At 60.4% G+C, this 13,980-nt stretch carries 12 protein-coding genes and 4 pseudogenes; 7 read left to right on the forward strand and 9 right to left on the reverse strand.

The window, feature by feature from the left end:
• Positions 1-12 precede the first annotated feature (12 nt).
• From ACEPAJ_RS10260 to ACEPAJ_RS10290, 7 genes and pseudogenes are all read right to left on the reverse strand, one after another.
• Complete coding sequence (locus ACEPAJ_RS10260) at positions 13-567, reverse strand: cysteine hydrolase family protein (RefSeq protein ID WP_425914751.1); 555 nt, start codon at positions 565-567, stop codon at positions 13-15.
• 89 nt (positions 568-656) lie between these two features.
• Positions 657-1,322 carry a response regulator transcription factor gene (locus tag ACEPAJ_RS10265; protein ID WP_274086634.1) on the reverse strand — a complete coding sequence of 222 codons (666 nt, stop codon included), beginning with the start codon at positions 1,320-1,322 and terminating at the stop codon, positions 657-659.
• A 54-nt stretch (positions 1,323-1,376) separates the two neighbouring features.
• Complete coding sequence (locus tag ACEPAJ_RS10270; protein WP_425914752.1) at positions 1,377-1,931, reverse strand: PQQ-dependent catabolism-associated CXXCW motif protein; 555 nt, start codon at positions 1,929-1,931, stop codon at positions 1,377-1,379.
• A 129-nt stretch (positions 1,932-2,060) separates the two neighbouring features.
• A complete protein-coding gene (locus tag ACEPAJ_RS10275) occupies positions 2,061-2,855 on the reverse strand; it encodes an ABC transporter permease (protein ID WP_425914753.1) in 795 nt (264 codons plus the stop codon).
• Positions 2,856-2,895: 40 nt separating this feature from the next.
• Positions 2,896-3,624 carry an ABC transporter ATP-binding protein gene (locus tag ACEPAJ_RS10280; protein ID WP_425914754.1) on the reverse strand — a complete coding sequence of 243 codons (729 nt, stop codon included), beginning with the start codon at positions 3,622-3,624 and terminating at the stop codon, positions 2,896-2,898.
• Positions 3,621-4,586 (reverse strand): YVTN family beta-propeller repeat protein, encoded by a 966-nt coding sequence (locus ACEPAJ_RS10285; protein ID WP_425914755.1) that lies wholly within the window; start codon positions 4,584-4,586, stop codon positions 3,621-3,623. The genes ACEPAJ_RS10280 and ACEPAJ_RS10285 overlap by 4 nt, the downstream gene beginning before the upstream one ends.
• A gap of 16 nt (positions 4,587-4,602) precedes the next feature.
• Positions 4,603-5,768: pseudogene (locus ACEPAJ_RS10290) on the reverse strand (ABC transporter substrate-binding protein).
• A 179-nt stretch (positions 5,769-5,947) separates the two neighbouring features.
• Between ACEPAJ_RS10290 and ACEPAJ_RS10295 the strand changes: the two are divergent.
• The 3 genes and pseudogenes from ACEPAJ_RS10295 to ACEPAJ_RS10305 form a co-directional block, all read left to right on the forward strand.
• Positions 5,948-6,375 (forward strand): annotated as a pseudogene (locus ACEPAJ_RS10295) (copper-binding protein); the annotation flags it as partial.
• A gap of 9 nt (positions 6,376-6,384) precedes the next feature.
• A pseudogene (locus ACEPAJ_RS10300) lies at positions 6,385-7,639 on the forward strand (histidine kinase).
• Entirely contained in the window at positions 7,636-8,286 is a 651-nt protein-coding gene (locus tag ACEPAJ_RS10305; RefSeq protein WP_425914756.1) for a response regulator transcription factor, read from the forward strand. Before ACEPAJ_RS10300 ends, ACEPAJ_RS10305 begins: the two are co-directional and overlap by 4 nt.
• 188 nt (positions 8,287-8,474) lie before the next feature.
• Here ACEPAJ_RS10305 and ACEPAJ_RS10310 read toward each other — a convergent pair whose 3' ends face one another.
• The gene (locus ACEPAJ_RS10310; RefSeq protein WP_425914757.1) at positions 8,475-9,122 is read right to left on the reverse strand and encodes a pentapeptide repeat-containing protein; all 648 of its coding nucleotides are present in this window, start codon (positions 9,120-9,122) and stop codon (positions 8,475-8,477) included.
• Positions 9,123-9,242: 120 nt separating this feature from the next.
• Entirely contained in the window at positions 9,243-11,114 is a 1,872-nt protein-coding gene (exaA, locus tag ACEPAJ_RS10315) for a quinoprotein ethanol dehydrogenase (RefSeq protein WP_425914758.1), read from the reverse strand.
• Between the two features lie 309 nt (positions 11,115-11,423).
• Between exaA and pedF the strand changes: the two genes are divergently transcribed.
• The 4 genes and pseudogenes from pedF to ACEPAJ_RS10335 all read left to right on the forward strand — a co-directional run bounded on the left by pedF (position 11,424) and on the right by ACEPAJ_RS10335 (position 13,943).
• The gene (gene pedF / locus ACEPAJ_RS10320) at positions 11,424-11,843 is read left to right on the forward strand and encodes a cytochrome c-550 PedF (RefSeq protein WP_425914759.1); all 420 of its coding nucleotides are present in this window, start codon (positions 11,424-11,426) and stop codon (positions 11,841-11,843) included.
• A gap of 50 nt (positions 11,844-11,893) precedes the next feature.
• Positions 11,894-12,745: a substrate-binding periplasmic protein gene (locus tag ACEPAJ_RS10325; protein ID WP_425917997.1), complete on the forward strand. Its 852-nt coding sequence runs from the start codon at positions 11,894-11,896 to the stop codon at positions 12,743-12,745.
• A gap of 79 nt (positions 12,746-12,824) precedes the next feature.
• Positions 12,825-13,579, forward strand: a pseudogene (locus tag ACEPAJ_RS10330) (quinoprotein dehydrogenase-associated SoxYZ-like carrier).
• A gap of 46 nt (positions 13,580-13,625) precedes the next feature.
• Positions 13,626-13,943 (forward strand): EthD family reductase, encoded by a 318-nt coding sequence (locus ACEPAJ_RS10335; protein ID WP_425914760.1) that lies wholly within the window; start codon positions 13,626-13,628, stop codon positions 13,941-13,943.
• The last annotated feature ends 37 nt before the right edge of the window (positions 13,944-13,980 follow it).

The raw sequence follows: 13,980 nt of genomic DNA on the forward strand, positions 1-13,980 counted from the left end.
AGGTGAGGGCCGTTACGACAGCTCGCTTAGCAGTGTTTCGGTGCTCGCCACATTGGCATAGGCAAACGCCAGTGCGGCCATGTACGCCGCATGAACCTGGCTGGCGGGCACGTTCACCCCGTTGAACTCCAGGGCCAGGGTGGCGCAAGCATCATGCGCCACCGCGCAGCTGTAACCGAAATCGTGAGCGGCGCGGGTTACCGCGTCGATGCACATATGGCTCATGGCGCCGCAAATAAGCACTTGGCTAACCCCGGCCTGATCCAGCACCTGTTTGAGCTCGGTATCGCGAAAGCTGTTGATCTGCTGTTTGATCAACACCGCTTCGCCAGGGCGTTCAGCGACCAGTGGATGCACCTCGGCACCCGACGAACCTGGGGCAAAGAAGGGGGCGTCGGCGTTGGCGAACACGTGACGTATATGCACCACTGGCCAGCCTTTTTCACGAAACGCGCTGAGCAGGCGAGCGGCGTTGGCGGCTGCGGCTTCGGTGCCTTCGAGCTGCCACTTACCACCTTGGAAGTAGTCTTTTTGCAGGTCGACGATGATCAATGCTGTTTTAGACATGCGGTTAACCTTTTATTTGGGGAGGGTAGTGCGCGAGGAGGGTGCTAGCGGGCCCATCCGTGGGCGTGCTGGCGCAACAGCTGCGGGGATTAACGACGCAGGTAGGCCGCGAAATCAATATCCCCAGCTGAAAGAATCGCCTGCACCCGGTTGTGCACATTGAGCTTGCGCAAAATGGCCGAGACGTGGGCTTTGACCGTGGTTTCGGCGATGTCCAGGCTGTAGGCGATCTGCTTGTTAGACTCGCCCTTTGTCATGCGTTCGAGTACCAGCAGTTGTTTGCGGGTCAGCGCTTGGAGCAATTCAGGCGGGAAGCTGTGGTGGTCGTGATGGCTGCGCTGCGAACCGCTTTTCTGGGCGCGGATGATGTCCGGCGGTAGGTACACGTTGCCGTTAAGAATTTGCTGGATGGCATCAGTCATCTGCACCCGTGGCGATGACTTAGTAATAAAGCCGACCGCACCGTAGGTGATGGCCTGCAGGACGATCTGCTTGTCCTGCTCAGCGGAGACAATCACCACCGGAATAGTCGGCGCCTCGTTACGCAGGTTGATCAGGCCATTGAGGCCGTGCATACCGGGCATGTTCAGATCGAGCAGGATCAGGTCGAGGTCATCGTGCTCCTGGGTCATTGCCAGGGCGCTGTCGAGGTCGGCGGTTTCCATGATGCTGCTGCCGGGGAAGCCGTCACTGATGACGTTATGGATGGCCTCGCGAAACAGCGGGTGGTCATCGGCAATTAAAATTTTGTACATGGCCTTATCACCTCGTTGTTTTGATTATGGTGGGGTTGAGCCGTAACACTGGGGTTAACGTAGCAAGGGCAAAGGTTGTGCGGGTATCAGGGGCAGGCCGGCTTGTTGCCAGGCATCAATGCCGTCACGGTACCAGTAGAGGTTGCGGTAACCCAGATGATGGGCGCGTTTAATTGCGTTCCAGCCCAGCCAACAATCAGAGCGGCAATAAAACACCAAGGGCCATGCCGTGTTGCCCTGGCTGGCTTGGCGTAGGTGTTCGCGCAAGTAGCGCTGCCACTGCGGCGTCAGCTGACCGTCGCCGGTGTTGGCCAGCCACAGGCTGTTTGGCAGGTTGGCGTGCAGCTCATCCTCGATGAACTGGCCATGCAGCCATTGCCGGCGGTAGACATCAATCAGGCGGGTTTGGGGTTGTTCACGCAGCAGCTGCTGCAGCGCCGCGGTATCCAGCGTGCGGGCATTGTCGTGGCTAATGGGTGTGGGGCTGCGGTAATGGCTTAGGCGGTAGCCGTCGGCTGAAAACAGCGGGGCTTCGGCCAGTGCCGCGCTGGTCAGCAATAAACTAGCCATCAGTATCAGGAGCTTTGGCAGCGCCAGGCAGTGCTTCATCGCCTTAGTTCTCGGTTCTTTTTATCGTTCTATTACAGGGCAATGTTGCTGCTTTGGGAATTCTACGTTGGAGATGAAAACCAGTACCAAAGTACTAGAGCGCAGGCCTACTGGCTGTGCTGGCACCACTTAGGCATTGCCCTTGCGCAGCGCCGCATGCTGCGGGTTGAAGGTCAGCACGGCGAGTACGGCGAACAGCAGCGTCAGGCCCAGGCACACCGCCAGTGCCAACGGGCTGAGGCGTTGATAGAGGGCAAAACGCACCAGCTCCACCGCATGGGTAAACGGGTTGAGAGCGCACAGCCAGTACAGCCATTCATTGGCCTCACGCATCTTCCACAGCGGGTAGAGCGCTGAGGAGAGGAAGAACAACGGGAAGATGACGAAATTCATCACCCCGGCGAAGTTCTCCAACTGGCGAATGCCGTTGGACAGCAGCAAACCAAGCGCGCTGAGCATGAGTGCCACCAGCAGTAGCGCCGGCAGTGCGCTGAGCAATCCCCAAGCGGGCGGTTGCACGCCGTAGACCCAGGCAATGGCGAGAAAGGCATACACCTGCAGCAGCGAGATCAGGGCGATGGCCAGCAGCTTGGCGGCCAGCAAAAAGGCGCGTGGCAGTGGGCTGGTCAGCAGAATACGCATGCTGCCCATTTCACGGTCATAGACCATCGACAGCGAGCCCTGCATGCCGTTGAACAGCAAGATCATGCACGCCAGACCCGGCACGATGTAGGTCTCGTAAGTGATGTAAGTGTCGTACGGCGCGATGATGGCGATGCCCAGCGCGGCGCGAAAACCGGCGGCGAACACCAGCAGCCACAGCAGCGGCCGCACCAGGGCGCTGAAGAAGCGGCTGCGCTGCAGGACAAAGCGCAACCACTCGCGCTGCACGATGCCCTGCAGGCAATACCAATAGGCGCTCATGGGCGAGGCTCCAAGTGAAAGAAGGCCGTTGATAGGGCTGTCATGGATGATGCTCGCTACCCGTGAGACGGGCGAAGGTGGCGGCCAGGTTGGCGTCAGCGCGGCTGATTTGGGCAACGCCACCCTGGGCGACCAGACGACTGCGATTGAGGATCAGCAGCTCGTCGTGGTGCTCAACTTCATCGAGCAAATGGGTGGTCCAGAGCACCGCGAGCGCATGCTCAGCGCACAGCTGGCGCACATGCTGGTTCAGCGCCAGGCGGCTGGCCGGGTCGAGGCCAGCGCTGGCCTCATCGAGCAATAGCAGGCGTGGGCGATGCAGCAGGGCGCGGGCAATTTCCACCCGGCGACGGTGGCCACCATTCAGTACACGCACTTTCTCATGGCGGCGTTCATCGAGTTGCTGGCGCGCCAGTTCCTCGTCGATGCGCGCCAGTGCCTCGCGCTTGCTCAAACCATGCAGGGCCGCGTGATAGGTGAGGTTCTGCTGCACCGACAGGTCCAGATCCAGGGTGCTTTGTTGAAACACCACACCCAGTTGGCGCAGCGCCTGGCGCGGGGCGCTGCGTAGGCTGTGGCCGAAGATGTGGATTTCGCCCTGTTGCAGGTCGTAGAGCCGGGTGAGCAGGGCGATCAGGGTGGATTTACCTGCGCCATTCGGCCCCAGTAGCGCGCTAAAACTCCCCGCCGCAACGCTGAAACTAACGTCCTGCAGGGCTTGGCGCTGGCCGTAGGCAAAACTCACGCCCTCTACCTGAAGTGCACTCATGGGGTGACAACCACGCCCCAAGGGTAGCGGCCGACCTTGATCGATTTGCTGACCTTTAGCGAGTCGACATCAATCACCGAGACATCGCCGCTGACCCCGTTGGTGGTCAGCAATTGCTTCTGGTCGGGGGTAAAGGCCAAGTGCCATACGCGGCGGCCAACCAACAGGTAATCGAGGATCTCATAGCTCTTGGCGTCGAGCACCGCCACGTGGTTAGCCGGGCCGAGGGCGACAAAGGCGTACTTGCCGTCGTCACTCAGCTTTACGCCCACCGGTTGCACTTTGTCCGGGTGTACGCCCTTGATCTGGAAGGTCAGGACTTTTTCGATCTGCTTACTGGCCACATCAATCACGCTGACCGTGCCACCAATCTCGGCCGAGGCCCACAGGCGCTTGCCGTCCTTGTCGAACTCGACATGGCGGGGGCGCTGGTCGACCAGGGTGTTGTCCACCAGTTGCTGGGTACTGGTATCGATCCAGTGCAGCATATTGGTGGTTTCGCTGGTGTTCACCGCCCACTTACCATCCGGGCTGACGGCCATGCCTTCGGGCTCAACGCCGACATCGATCTGCCCCAGCACCTCGTCGCTCTGGGTGTCGACCACCGTGACCAGGGCATCGTCCTCGTTGGAGATGTACAGCCAGCGGTCGTTGGGGTGCAGGGCGAACTGCTCGGGGTCGGCGCCGGAGGGCAGTTCCTTGATGATTTTGCGCGTGGCCAGGTCCATCACCTGCACGCGGTCCGAGTCGCTGGCGCAGATGTACAGCAGCTTGTTGTCACTGGAGAGCAGCAAGCCGCGCGGCCGCTGACCAACCTCCAGGGTGGCGGTGACCTGCATGCTGTCCAGGTCGATCACGCTGATGCTGTCGTCTTTTTCGTTGGACACATAAGCCGTGGCCGCCAGGGCGCTGTGGCAACTGAGGCTAACGGCGATGGCGCAGGCAAGGCGAGTAAGACGCATGGGGTTGATCCTCTTGTTATAGGTTGGCAGCCAGATCGCAGCTCACTTCCGGGCGGTCGTAACCGAGGCTGTCGAGTTCAGTGTTGGGGTGCAGAAAGCCTTCTTGTGGCGAATTGCTGACCAGGGCGCGGGGTTGCACCAGCGCAATGGGTTGGCGCAACTGGCCGTTCCAGCTGCGAAAGCTCAGCTTGCGCCCCTTGAACCCGTCGAGTGGTAGCTGATCACTCAGGGCCAGGGTGCGGATGGCCTGGCATCGTTCTGGCGCAGTTTGCTGACAGCACTGGAGATGCTGCGCACGGCGATCCAGGAGGCGAAATCGCGGTCATTCATCCAGCGTTGCGCATGGGCCTCAAAGCGCTTTTGCAGTTGTGCGGCACCGTAGGTTTCCACCGTTTTGTGCCATGCAGTCGGAGTCAGGCCCTGGGTGCCAGCCACAGGACGCGGGTACCAGGTCTGGTAGGGCAGGTATTCGCCGAAGTCACCGCGCTCATCGGCCACCAGCACCACGTCGTATTCCGCCGTTTGGGTGAACAGCGGCATCTCAGCTTGGGCGCTGCGGCGCTGGTCGTTATCAAAGCTCCAGGCTTTTTCCGCGACGATGCGCAGGCCAAACCGTTTGGCCGCGCGTTTGAGTGCTGCGGCATAGGCTTGATCGTCCGCAGTCGGGCCGCTGATCAGCAGACCACGGGTCCATTTGCGTACAACCAAAAACTGCGCCAAGGCATCGGCGAGCATGGCGCGGCTGGGCAGGGTGTGCAGCACATTACTCAGGCACTGGCTTTGCCGCAGGCTGTCGTCGGCGCTGCCTGCGTTAAGCAGCAAGCTGTCGGGCAGCGCCTGGCTGAGCTGGCGCAGGGTGGCGGCAGGGGCGTTGACCACAAACAGGCGCACACCTTGTGTATGCAACTCGCGCGCGGCGGCCAGCAGGCTGTCACTGTCGCTGCGCTCGGCCACGTCCAACTGGTAGCGGTGCTTGAGAAAACGCCCGGTGCTGTTGCTGTCGATAATCGCCAGCTCAACGCCACGGCGCCCGGCATCCTCGGGTTCGGGAATCACGTTAGACAGCAGCGGGCCGGTCTCGGGGGTGTAGCCCAGGTAGGCGATGCGGATCTCTAGCTCAGCCGTACCTGGGTTAGCAAGACACGGCGTGGCCAGGCTGCACAGGGCAATGGCGCAGAGCATGAGGATTGGCTGATCCGGCGCATGGGCAACTCCTGAATAGGTGCTGCCAGCATAGGAACAGCCGGGCGTGCGGGAAATATGCCCAAAGTACCACTACGCCTGTACCAAGGTAGTAAGTCAGTTGCTGCGCCTGGGTTTTACGATGGGGTCATTAACTAAAACAACAAAAGGTATCCGTCATGACCACGCTCAAAACCCTGACGCTGGGGCTTATTGTGTTAAGCGGCCTGATCGGCTTCGACAACATCTACGCCGCTGGCGACCTGACCCGACGTTCACAGGCGCTCCCGGATCTAGTGTTGGGTAACGAGGCCAGCGACTACAGCATGTCGCAAATGGAATACCAGCTGGAAACCGGCAAGGCCTACCAACTGAAGATCATCGCCAGCGGGCAGAAGGAATACGCTTTTCAGGCCCCCGAGTTCGCCACCTCAATCTTCCTGCGCAAGGTCGAAGCCGGCGGCGTGGAGATCAAGGCCATCACCCTGACTGAGCTTGAGTTCGAAGATGCCGGCGAGGCGGAGATCTTCTTCGTGCCAATCAAACCGGGCAAATTCCGCTTCTATGCCAAGGGCTAGAAGGCAAGGGCATGCTGGGTCACTTCGTGTCAAGTAAGGTGTCCGTTCTATGGCGCACTTACCTGCTGGTGACGCTGTTCTTCGTCTCGGTCACCGTGCTCGGCCTGGCGCTGTTAGTGCGCCAGGCCAGCGAGGATGTGCAGCGCGAGGTGCAGGCCGCCGAAGCAGTGGTCGAGTACCTCTACGAAGCGGCGCAGCGTGACCCTGCCAGCTTGCAAAATGGCCTGGCCGATAATTTACGTCATGTACGGCTGCAGTGGTTGCCGCTAGCGACTGACCCGGCGGCGCAGTCATTTGAACAGTGGTTGGGGCAGCGCTTGTTTGCGCTGCAACACATCCACGAGTGGCCACGTTGGCGGACGGTCGGCAATTGCAGATCAGCGTCGATCCCAGCGATGAAATCGACGAAGTCTGGAATTCGCTGTTGCAGTTGCTGCTGCTCTGCCTGCTGGCGCTGCTGATCAGCCTGCTGGCGATTCGCTGGGCCGTACGCCATGGCCTGCGCGTGCTGGATGAACTATTAGCGGGCCTGCAACAGGTGACCCAGGGCCAGCTGGATGCCCGTTTACCCGCGCGCAGTTTGCCGGAGGCGCGGCAGCTGGCTGGCTATTTCAATGCCATGGCCACCACCTTGCAGCAGGTCCAGGCCGATAACACCGAACTGACCAAGCCCTGATGGCCCTGCAAGAGCGGGAGCGCGCGCGTCTTGGGCAGACCCTGCATGACGACCTCGGGCAGTACCTCAGCGGCATTCGCGCGCAAGCCTGTTTGTTGCAGGCCGTGGCGCAGCAACCCGAGCAGGTACTGAATACCGCGCAGCAGCTGGATGCCAATTGTCAGCGTCTGCAAGAGGGTTTTCGCGCGTTGATACGTGACCTCTATCCCGTGGTGCTGGAGCATTTACAACTGGATGAGGCGCTGCACTTACTCGCGAGCAACTGGCAAACGGCGCAACGCGTGCAGTGCCACGTTAGGGTCAGCGGCACGTTGCCAAACCTGCCATTGCCGACCAAGGCGCACCTGTACCGCTTGGTGCAGGAGGCCCTGACCAATGTGGCCAAGCACGCCCAGGCCAGTGAAGTACGCGTGCGCCTGCACTATAAGGGGCAGCGTTTGCGTCTGTTTATTCGGGACAATGGCCGGGGCGCGCAGTTGCCGCAGCGCCCTGGCATTGGCCTGCGTTCGATCCACGAGCGTGCGCGCAGCCTGGGCGCCGTGCTGCGCGTGCACAGTCGCCCTCAAGCCGGGTGGGCTTTGTGCTTGACCCTGGCACTGCCGGAGCAGGAAACATGAAAATACTGCTGGTTGATGATCACGCGGTTGTCCGCCAAGGCTATGCCAGCTTGCTGCGCGCCTTACTGCCGGACGTACAGGTGCGCGAGGCCTGCGATGGTGAGCAGGCGTTGCAGATGGTCCACGAGGAGATTCCCAACCTGGTCATCATGGATATCGGCCTGCCCGGCATCAGCGGCCTGGAAGTGACCCGACGCCTGCGTCAACGCTTACCGCAATTGCGCGTGCTGTTTTTCAGTATGCACGACGAGTTACCTCTGGTGCGTCAGGCATTGGATGCCGGCGCGCTGGGTTACTTGACCAAAACCTCATCGCCAGAGGTGCTGGTCGAGGCCGTCAAACGTACCCTGGCCGGGCATGCGTACATCGAGCAAAGCCTGGCCACTCATCTGGCCTGTAACCCAGTGGGCGAGGGCAGCAGCGACCCACGCCTGCGCGGCATGACCCAGCGTGAATTCGAGATTTTCGTGATGCTGGCCAAAGGCATGCCCAGCCGCCAGATTGCCGAGCACTTGTGCATCAGCAGCAAAACCGTGTCCAACTACCTGACCCTGCTCAAGAGCAAACTGCAGGTCAGCTCCCAGGCAGAGTTGGTGCACTTGGCGATTGATACCGGAGTGATTCGCTTGGGCTTGGAAAGCGCTTAATGAAGCCATTAGTTGGGCTACCTATAGCCCATGGCTTTTAGCCGCCTCTCCAGGCTACTGACATTACAGCGGCGATCGGAAGTCGTAGGGTGGACAACGCGAAGCTTGTCCACGCTTTGCAAGCGTCAATGCCAAGCCTGATCCCTGACTTGCAGCAGACCGATCGAGTGCCGACCTTGCCTCACGGGTCAATCCCATCCCTTGGGGCATTCCACACAACCTTGCATATTGGCACCCTGGAAGTTGCCGTAGTGGGTGCGTGCGCCGCTTAGGTTGGCGTCGGCGAGGTTGGCGCCGGAGATTTTGACTTCCTGCATATTCGCGTCTTTAAGGTCCGCACCTTTGAGGTCGGCCTTGCTTAGCCAGGTCATTTCCAGGCTGGCGGCTTGCAGGTTGACGGCGTGCATTTTGGCGGCGGACAGGCGGGCGAATTCCAGATTGGCGCCGTGCATGTTGGCGTCTTTGAACTGTGCGGCCTGGGCGAACAGTGCCCAGCCATTAATCGAGACCAGGGTGCTGTTGCTCAGATCGGCCAGGCGCAGGTTGCTCTGTTGCAGGCTCGCGCGTGTGAGGTTGGCGCCTTGCAGTTGGGCGTTTTCTAAATTGGCCAGGTCCAGGCGGGCGTGGCGCAGGTTGGCACCGCGTAGGTCGGCACCTTGCAGGTTCATGCGGCGCATGTCCTGGTTGCTCAGGTCGGCACCTCTCAGGTTGGCGTTGGGGCATTGGCTGTCGGCTTCGATACGGCAGCCGTTGACGCTAAGCGCCTCATCGGCGTTGACCAGCTCAGAACCCAGGATCAGTAATACGACAGGCAAAAGCAGGGGTAGGTAGTTCATGGCAATACCTTGGGGCATTGAGTGATAGGGCGCTCGCGATAAAGCCGCTTCCGCGGAGGTAGGCTTTAGCCGCGAGCGATAGGGCGCATGGCGCAGCGGAGTGCGCCATGCGGGCAGCCGTTAGCGTTGCGCGGTTTTGTTATCCCAGCTTGGTAGCTTGAATACCCAGAACGAGCCGCCTTGGGCGATTGGTTTGGTTAGCTCGGCCATGTCGCCGCCCCACAGCGGTACTGCGCCGCCGTAACCGGTGGTCACGCCGATGTACTGCTCGCCGTCCTGTTCCCAAGTGACAGGCGGGGAGATCACCCCGGTACCGGTCTGGAACTTCCACAGCTCTTTGCCGTTTTTGGCGTCAAAGGCTTTGAAGAAACCATCACCCGTGCCGGTGAACACCAGGTTGCCTTTGGTGGCCAGCACGCCAGCCCACAGCGGTAGTTTCTCTTTGTGTTCCCAGACGACCTTGCCGGTGGTTGGGTTCATGGCACGCAGGATGCCGACGTGGTCGTCATACATGCGCTTGATGCGGAAGCCCATGCCCAGGTAGGCGGAGCCCGCTTTGTAGGTGGCTTCTTCGGCCCAGTAGTCCTCCTTCCAGTGGTTGGCGGGCACGTAGAACAGGCCGGTGTCCTGGCTGTAGGCCATGGGGTTCCAGTTTTTGCCGCCGAGGAAGGGGGGCGACACTTCTACGGCTTCACCCTTGGCTTCGCCGGGTTTTGGCTTGGCTGGGCGCTGGCCTTTGTTCTCTACCGGGCGGCCGGTTTGCAGGTCGATATGGCTGGCCCAGGTGATGTTGTCGACGAAGGGGAAGGCGTTTTGCAGTTTGCCGTTGGCCCGGTCAACCACATAGAAGAAGCCATTGCGGTCGGCGTGGGCTGTGGCTTTGACGGTTTTGCCCTCTTTGTTTTTGTAGTCGAACAGCACCAGTTCGTTGTTGCCGGAGAAGTCCCAGGCATCGTTGGGGGTGTGCTGATAGAACCACTTCACTTCGCCAGTGGTGGGGTCTACACCCACCTGGCCGGAGGTGTAGAGGCTGTCGTAATCCTTCGGGTCACCACCGTCTGCGGTGCGTGCCCAGCCGTTCCAGGGCGCTGGGTTGCCGGCACCGATGATGATTGTGTTGGTTTCGGCATCGAAACTGGCGCTCTGCCATGGCGCGCCGCCACCTTGGCTCCAGGCGGCTTTCTTGCCGGTTGGGTGGTTGGGATCATCCGGCCAGGAGGGTGCTTTGACGTCGCCGGTTGGGGTGCTGTCTTTGCCGTTCAGGCGGCCCATGTGGCCTTCAACAAAGGGGCGCATCCAGACTTCTTCGCCGGTGTCCGGGTCGCGAGCAAACAGTTTGCCGACCACGCCGAATTCGTCACCGGAGCTGCCGTGAATCAGCAGGGTTTTGCCGCTCTTCTGGTCTTTTACCAGGGTCGGCGCACCGGTCATGGTGTAGCCGACGGCGTGGTCGCCGAACTTCTTGTTCCACACCACCTTGCCGGTGTCTTTGTTCAGGGCCACGACGCGGGCATCGAGGGTGCCGAAGTAGACCTTGTCGCCGTAAATGGCGGCGCCACGGTTAACCACGTCGCAGCACGGACGGATGTTGTCCGGCAGGCGGTGGTTGTAGGTCCATAGGCGTTTGCCGGTTTTGGCGTCGAGGGCGAAGATCCGCGAGTAGGAACCGGTGACGTAAATCACCCCTTCGTGAACGATGGCCTGAGATTCCTGGCCGCGTTGTTTCTCGTCGCCAAAGGAGAACGACCAGGCGGGGGTCAGTTTGAATACGTTGTCGGCATTGACCTGGGCCAGCGGGCTCCAGCGCTGGGCGTTGGTGCCCATGCCGTACTGCAGCACGTTGTGGGTGCTGGTGTGGTCGTTGGCGATGTCGTCCCAGGTGACATTTTTTGCCAGGACGCTGCCGCTCAATGCCAGGCTGCTGGCCAGTAGCAGGCTGTGGATGGCAAGAGCCACGGGGCGTGGCGTGCTGGGTAACGATCTTGTTGTCATGGTTGTGGTTTCCCATCGTGGTGAGGAATGTGGCAGGTGCTGCCCTGTTGGCGACCTGGCGAGCCGATAGTGGAACCACGCGGATTACGCCGAAACGGAAAAACTCCCGGCTATGCCGGGAAGTTTGCCCAAACCGGCTATGACTTAGCCTTGCTGCTAAAGCCACCTGTTACACGGCCACAAGCCCTACTACCAAGGGATTAGACGCGGGCCACCAAAGCAGCATTCGGTGGGCGCGGCGCTGTTTCTAAGATGCTCACAAGCAAGCTCTATAGAGCTGTGTTGCGTGCATTTGAAGAGGCCTTGAACATGACAATTAAAAAGAACACTGGTTATGCATTCCTGCTGTTGGCCTTCTCCGCCAATCTCTGGGCCCATGGTGATGTGGTGCCTCAGGCGGTAAAGACCGAGGGCCTGGAGCCGTTGGGTGAGGAGTGGCTCGAAGAGAACCCTTACCGGGAAAACCCACTGGCCATTGAAATCGGCTCTTCGGCCTACAACCAGAACTGCGCTGCTTGTCATGGCTTGGAAGCCAAATCCGGTGGCATCGCCCCGGACCTGCGTCTGCTTGAGAGCGGTATCACTGGTGATGAGTGGTTCAAGGAGCGGGTGATTAACGGCGCGGTGCGCGATGGCCGGGTGTACATGCCGAAAATGGCTGACTACCTCAGCCAAGAGGCGCTGTGGGCTGTGCGCAGTTACCTCGAAAGCGTGGCCGTCGAGGAGTAAGGCTGATGGCGCGGCGGATGCCGTGGCTGGCGGTGCTATGCAGCCTGTTAATGTCGATCAGCGCGGCCTTGCAGGCGCAGGTGCGCAGCTATGACTCGATCGTCGAGTCCGGCGTGCTCAAGGTCGCCCTGTATGAGGATTTTCCGCCCTACAGCTTTCAGCATGATGGCCAGCCGTGTGGCGTTGACTATGACATTGCCCAGGCGCTGGCCGAGGGTTTGGGCCTGACGCTTGAGGTGATCTGGGCGCCGCCTGGCGAGAAGCTCGATGATGACCTGCGTGATTACATCTGGCGCGGGCATTACCTGCGGCCCAAGCAATTAGCCGATGTGATGCTGCGTGTGCCCTATGACCGCGAGTTCTCCTACAAGAGCAACGAGTTCGGTGAGCTGGTCAACGAGCTGGTGGTGATGTTTGGGCCTTATCAGCGTGAGCGTTGGCAGGTGGCGTTTGACCAGCGCCGCTTAAAGGCCGTGCCCAGTGTTGCGGTGTTCCAGCAACACCCGATTGGCGTCGAGGTGGAGAGCGTGCCGTCGTTCTACCTGTCTTCGGTGTTCGACGGCATGCTCAGCAAGATGACCCATCACTACCGTAATCCGCAGGAAGCCTTTGCTGCGATGAAGGCCGGGGAAGTGGATGCCGTTATGGCGCTGCGCGGCGAGGTGGATTGGCAGCGCAAGCTGGCGGCCGACAGCCAACTGGCCTTGGCCGAGAATGCCTACCCGAATATGGGCAAGCAGGTCTGGGACATCGGCATGGCCGTGCATGAAAGCAATCGGCAGTTGGCCTATGCCCTGGAAGAAAAGCTTGAAGAGTTGATTCTTGCGGGGGAGCTCAAGCGCATCTACGGCCAATACGGTCTGCGCTATGAGTTGCCTGGGTTGTACCAGGAGGTTGAGTAGCCAGGGTCTATTTTCGTTGCATCGCCAGGCAGCGATGCTGCGAGACATGACTGCCTAGAACAATGCTGGGAGGTGTGGGATGGGGCTCGATTGGCGTTCATATCTATTGCTGGCGCTGTTTGCCTTACCTTGGGACAGCTGGGCCGCGCAGCGTGACCCGGTCACTTCGGTGATGTGGGCGTACTACCACGAGCGGCTGCTGGGTGATGAGGCGTTTGTCTTCGATGAACGGGTCAAGCTCAGCGTCCCTCCCTTTGCCGAGGATGCTCGCCAGGTACCGATTCAGGTCGATGCCAGTGCCTTCGACGGCCAGGTGGTGCGCATGCTGGCCTGGGCCGAGCTTAATCCGATTGCGCAGATATTCGACTTTAAGCCCGGCGAGCAGGTGTTGCCGCGCCTGGCCATTCGCATTCGCGTCGAACAGGCCACGCCGCTGCGCGTGGCGGTGCTGACCCGTGACGGTATGTGGCATGTGGGGTCGGCGCAGGTGGATGCCGCTGGCGGCGGTTGTACCGCGCCCAGCGTGGTGCGCGCCGAGGCCGGCTGGGAAGAACGCTTGGGCGAAGTGCTCGGCAAGCGCTATGTGCTGAGCGATGCCAATCGCCTACGGGTGCAAGTGGCGCACCCCATGGATAACGGACTGGTGGGCGGTATTCCCGAGTTTTTTCTGAATCAGGCGCAGCTGCGCGACCGTCAGGGCAACACCCTGGCCAGCCTTGAATTGTTCCCGCAGTCAGTGAAAACCCGACCATCAGCCTGGATGTAAAAGGCGCGGTGGAGACCGAACTCTGGTTACGTGACAACAACGGCAATGAGTTCAAGGCTGACCTCTAAACGTCACTCTTTATTAGCCACGTCTATATCCCACAAGGACCTTGCGATGATCAAAGTCAGCGTGTTGTACCCCAATGCCGCCGGTGTGCAGTTCGACATGAGTTATTACTGCGAGCAGCACATGGCCATCGTGCGTGAATGCCTGGGCAGTGCTTGCAAGGGCATTGCCGTGGACGCCGGGTTGGCCAGCGCAACGCCGGGCCAGCCGGCGCCGTATATCGCCATGGGGCATTTGTATTTCGACAGTGTGGCGGCCTTTGAGCAGAGCTTTGCCCCGCACGCGGAACGCATCATGGGCGATTTAGTCAATTTCACCGACAGCCAGCCGTTGGTGCAGATCAGTGAGGTGCGGCTCGCGCCCTGAGCCAGCTGCAAGCGGCTGAATATTCTGCCAAGGGCGC

It is taken from the genome of Pseudomonas sp. GWSMS-1, assembly GCF_049847425.1.
Classification (GTDB): Bacteria; Pseudomonadota; Gammaproteobacteria; order Pseudomonadales; family Pseudomonadaceae; genus Aquipseudomonas.

Excerpts from the sequence above, each read along its gene's own strand:
- ACEPAJ_RS10335 (WP_425914760.1), top strand. The coding sequence starts at position 13,626 with ATGATCAAAGTCAGCGTGTTGTACCCCAATGCCGCCGGTGTGCAGTTC.
- ACEPAJ_RS10310 (WP_425914757.1), bottom strand. The coding sequence starts at position 9,122 with ATGAACTACCTACCCCTGCTTTTGCCTGTCGTATTACTGATCCTGGGT.
- ACEPAJ_RS10305 (WP_425914756.1), top strand. The coding sequence starts at position 7,636 with ATGAAAATACTGCTGGTTGATGATCACGCGGTTGTCCGCCAAGGCTAT.
- ACEPAJ_RS10325 (WP_425917997.1), top strand. The coding sequence starts at position 11,894 with ATGTCGATCAGCGCGGCCTTGCAGGCGCAGGTGCGCAGCTATGACTCG.
- exaA (WP_425914758.1), bottom strand. The coding sequence starts at position 11,114 with ATGACAACAAGATCGTTACCCAGCACGCCACGCCCCGTGGCTCTTGCC.
- ACEPAJ_RS10270 (WP_425914752.1), bottom strand. The coding sequence starts at position 1,931 with ATGAAGCACTGCCTGGCGCTGCCAAAGCTCCTGATACTGATGGCTAGT.
- pedF (WP_425914759.1), top strand. The coding sequence starts at position 11,424 with ATGACAATTAAAAAGAACACTGGTTATGCATTCCTGCTGTTGGCCTTC.
- ACEPAJ_RS10260 (WP_425914751.1), bottom strand. The coding sequence starts at position 567 with ATGTCTAAAACAGCATTGATCATCGTCGACCTGCAAAAAGACTACTTC.
- ACEPAJ_RS10265 (WP_274086634.1), bottom strand. The coding sequence starts at position 1,322 with ATGTACAAAATTTTAATTGCCGATGACCACCCGCTGTTTCGCGAGGCC.
- ACEPAJ_RS10275 (WP_425914753.1), bottom strand. The coding sequence starts at position 2,855 with ATGAGCGCCTATTGGTATTGCCTGCAGGGCATCGTGCAGCGCGAGTGG.
- ACEPAJ_RS10285 (WP_425914755.1), bottom strand. The coding sequence starts at position 4,586 with ATGCGTCTTACTCGCCTTGCCTGCGCCATCGCCGTTAGCCTCAGTTGC.
- ACEPAJ_RS10280 (WP_425914754.1), bottom strand. The coding sequence starts at position 3,624 with ATGAGTGCACTTCAGGTAGAGGGCGTGAGTTTTGCCTACGGCCAGCGC.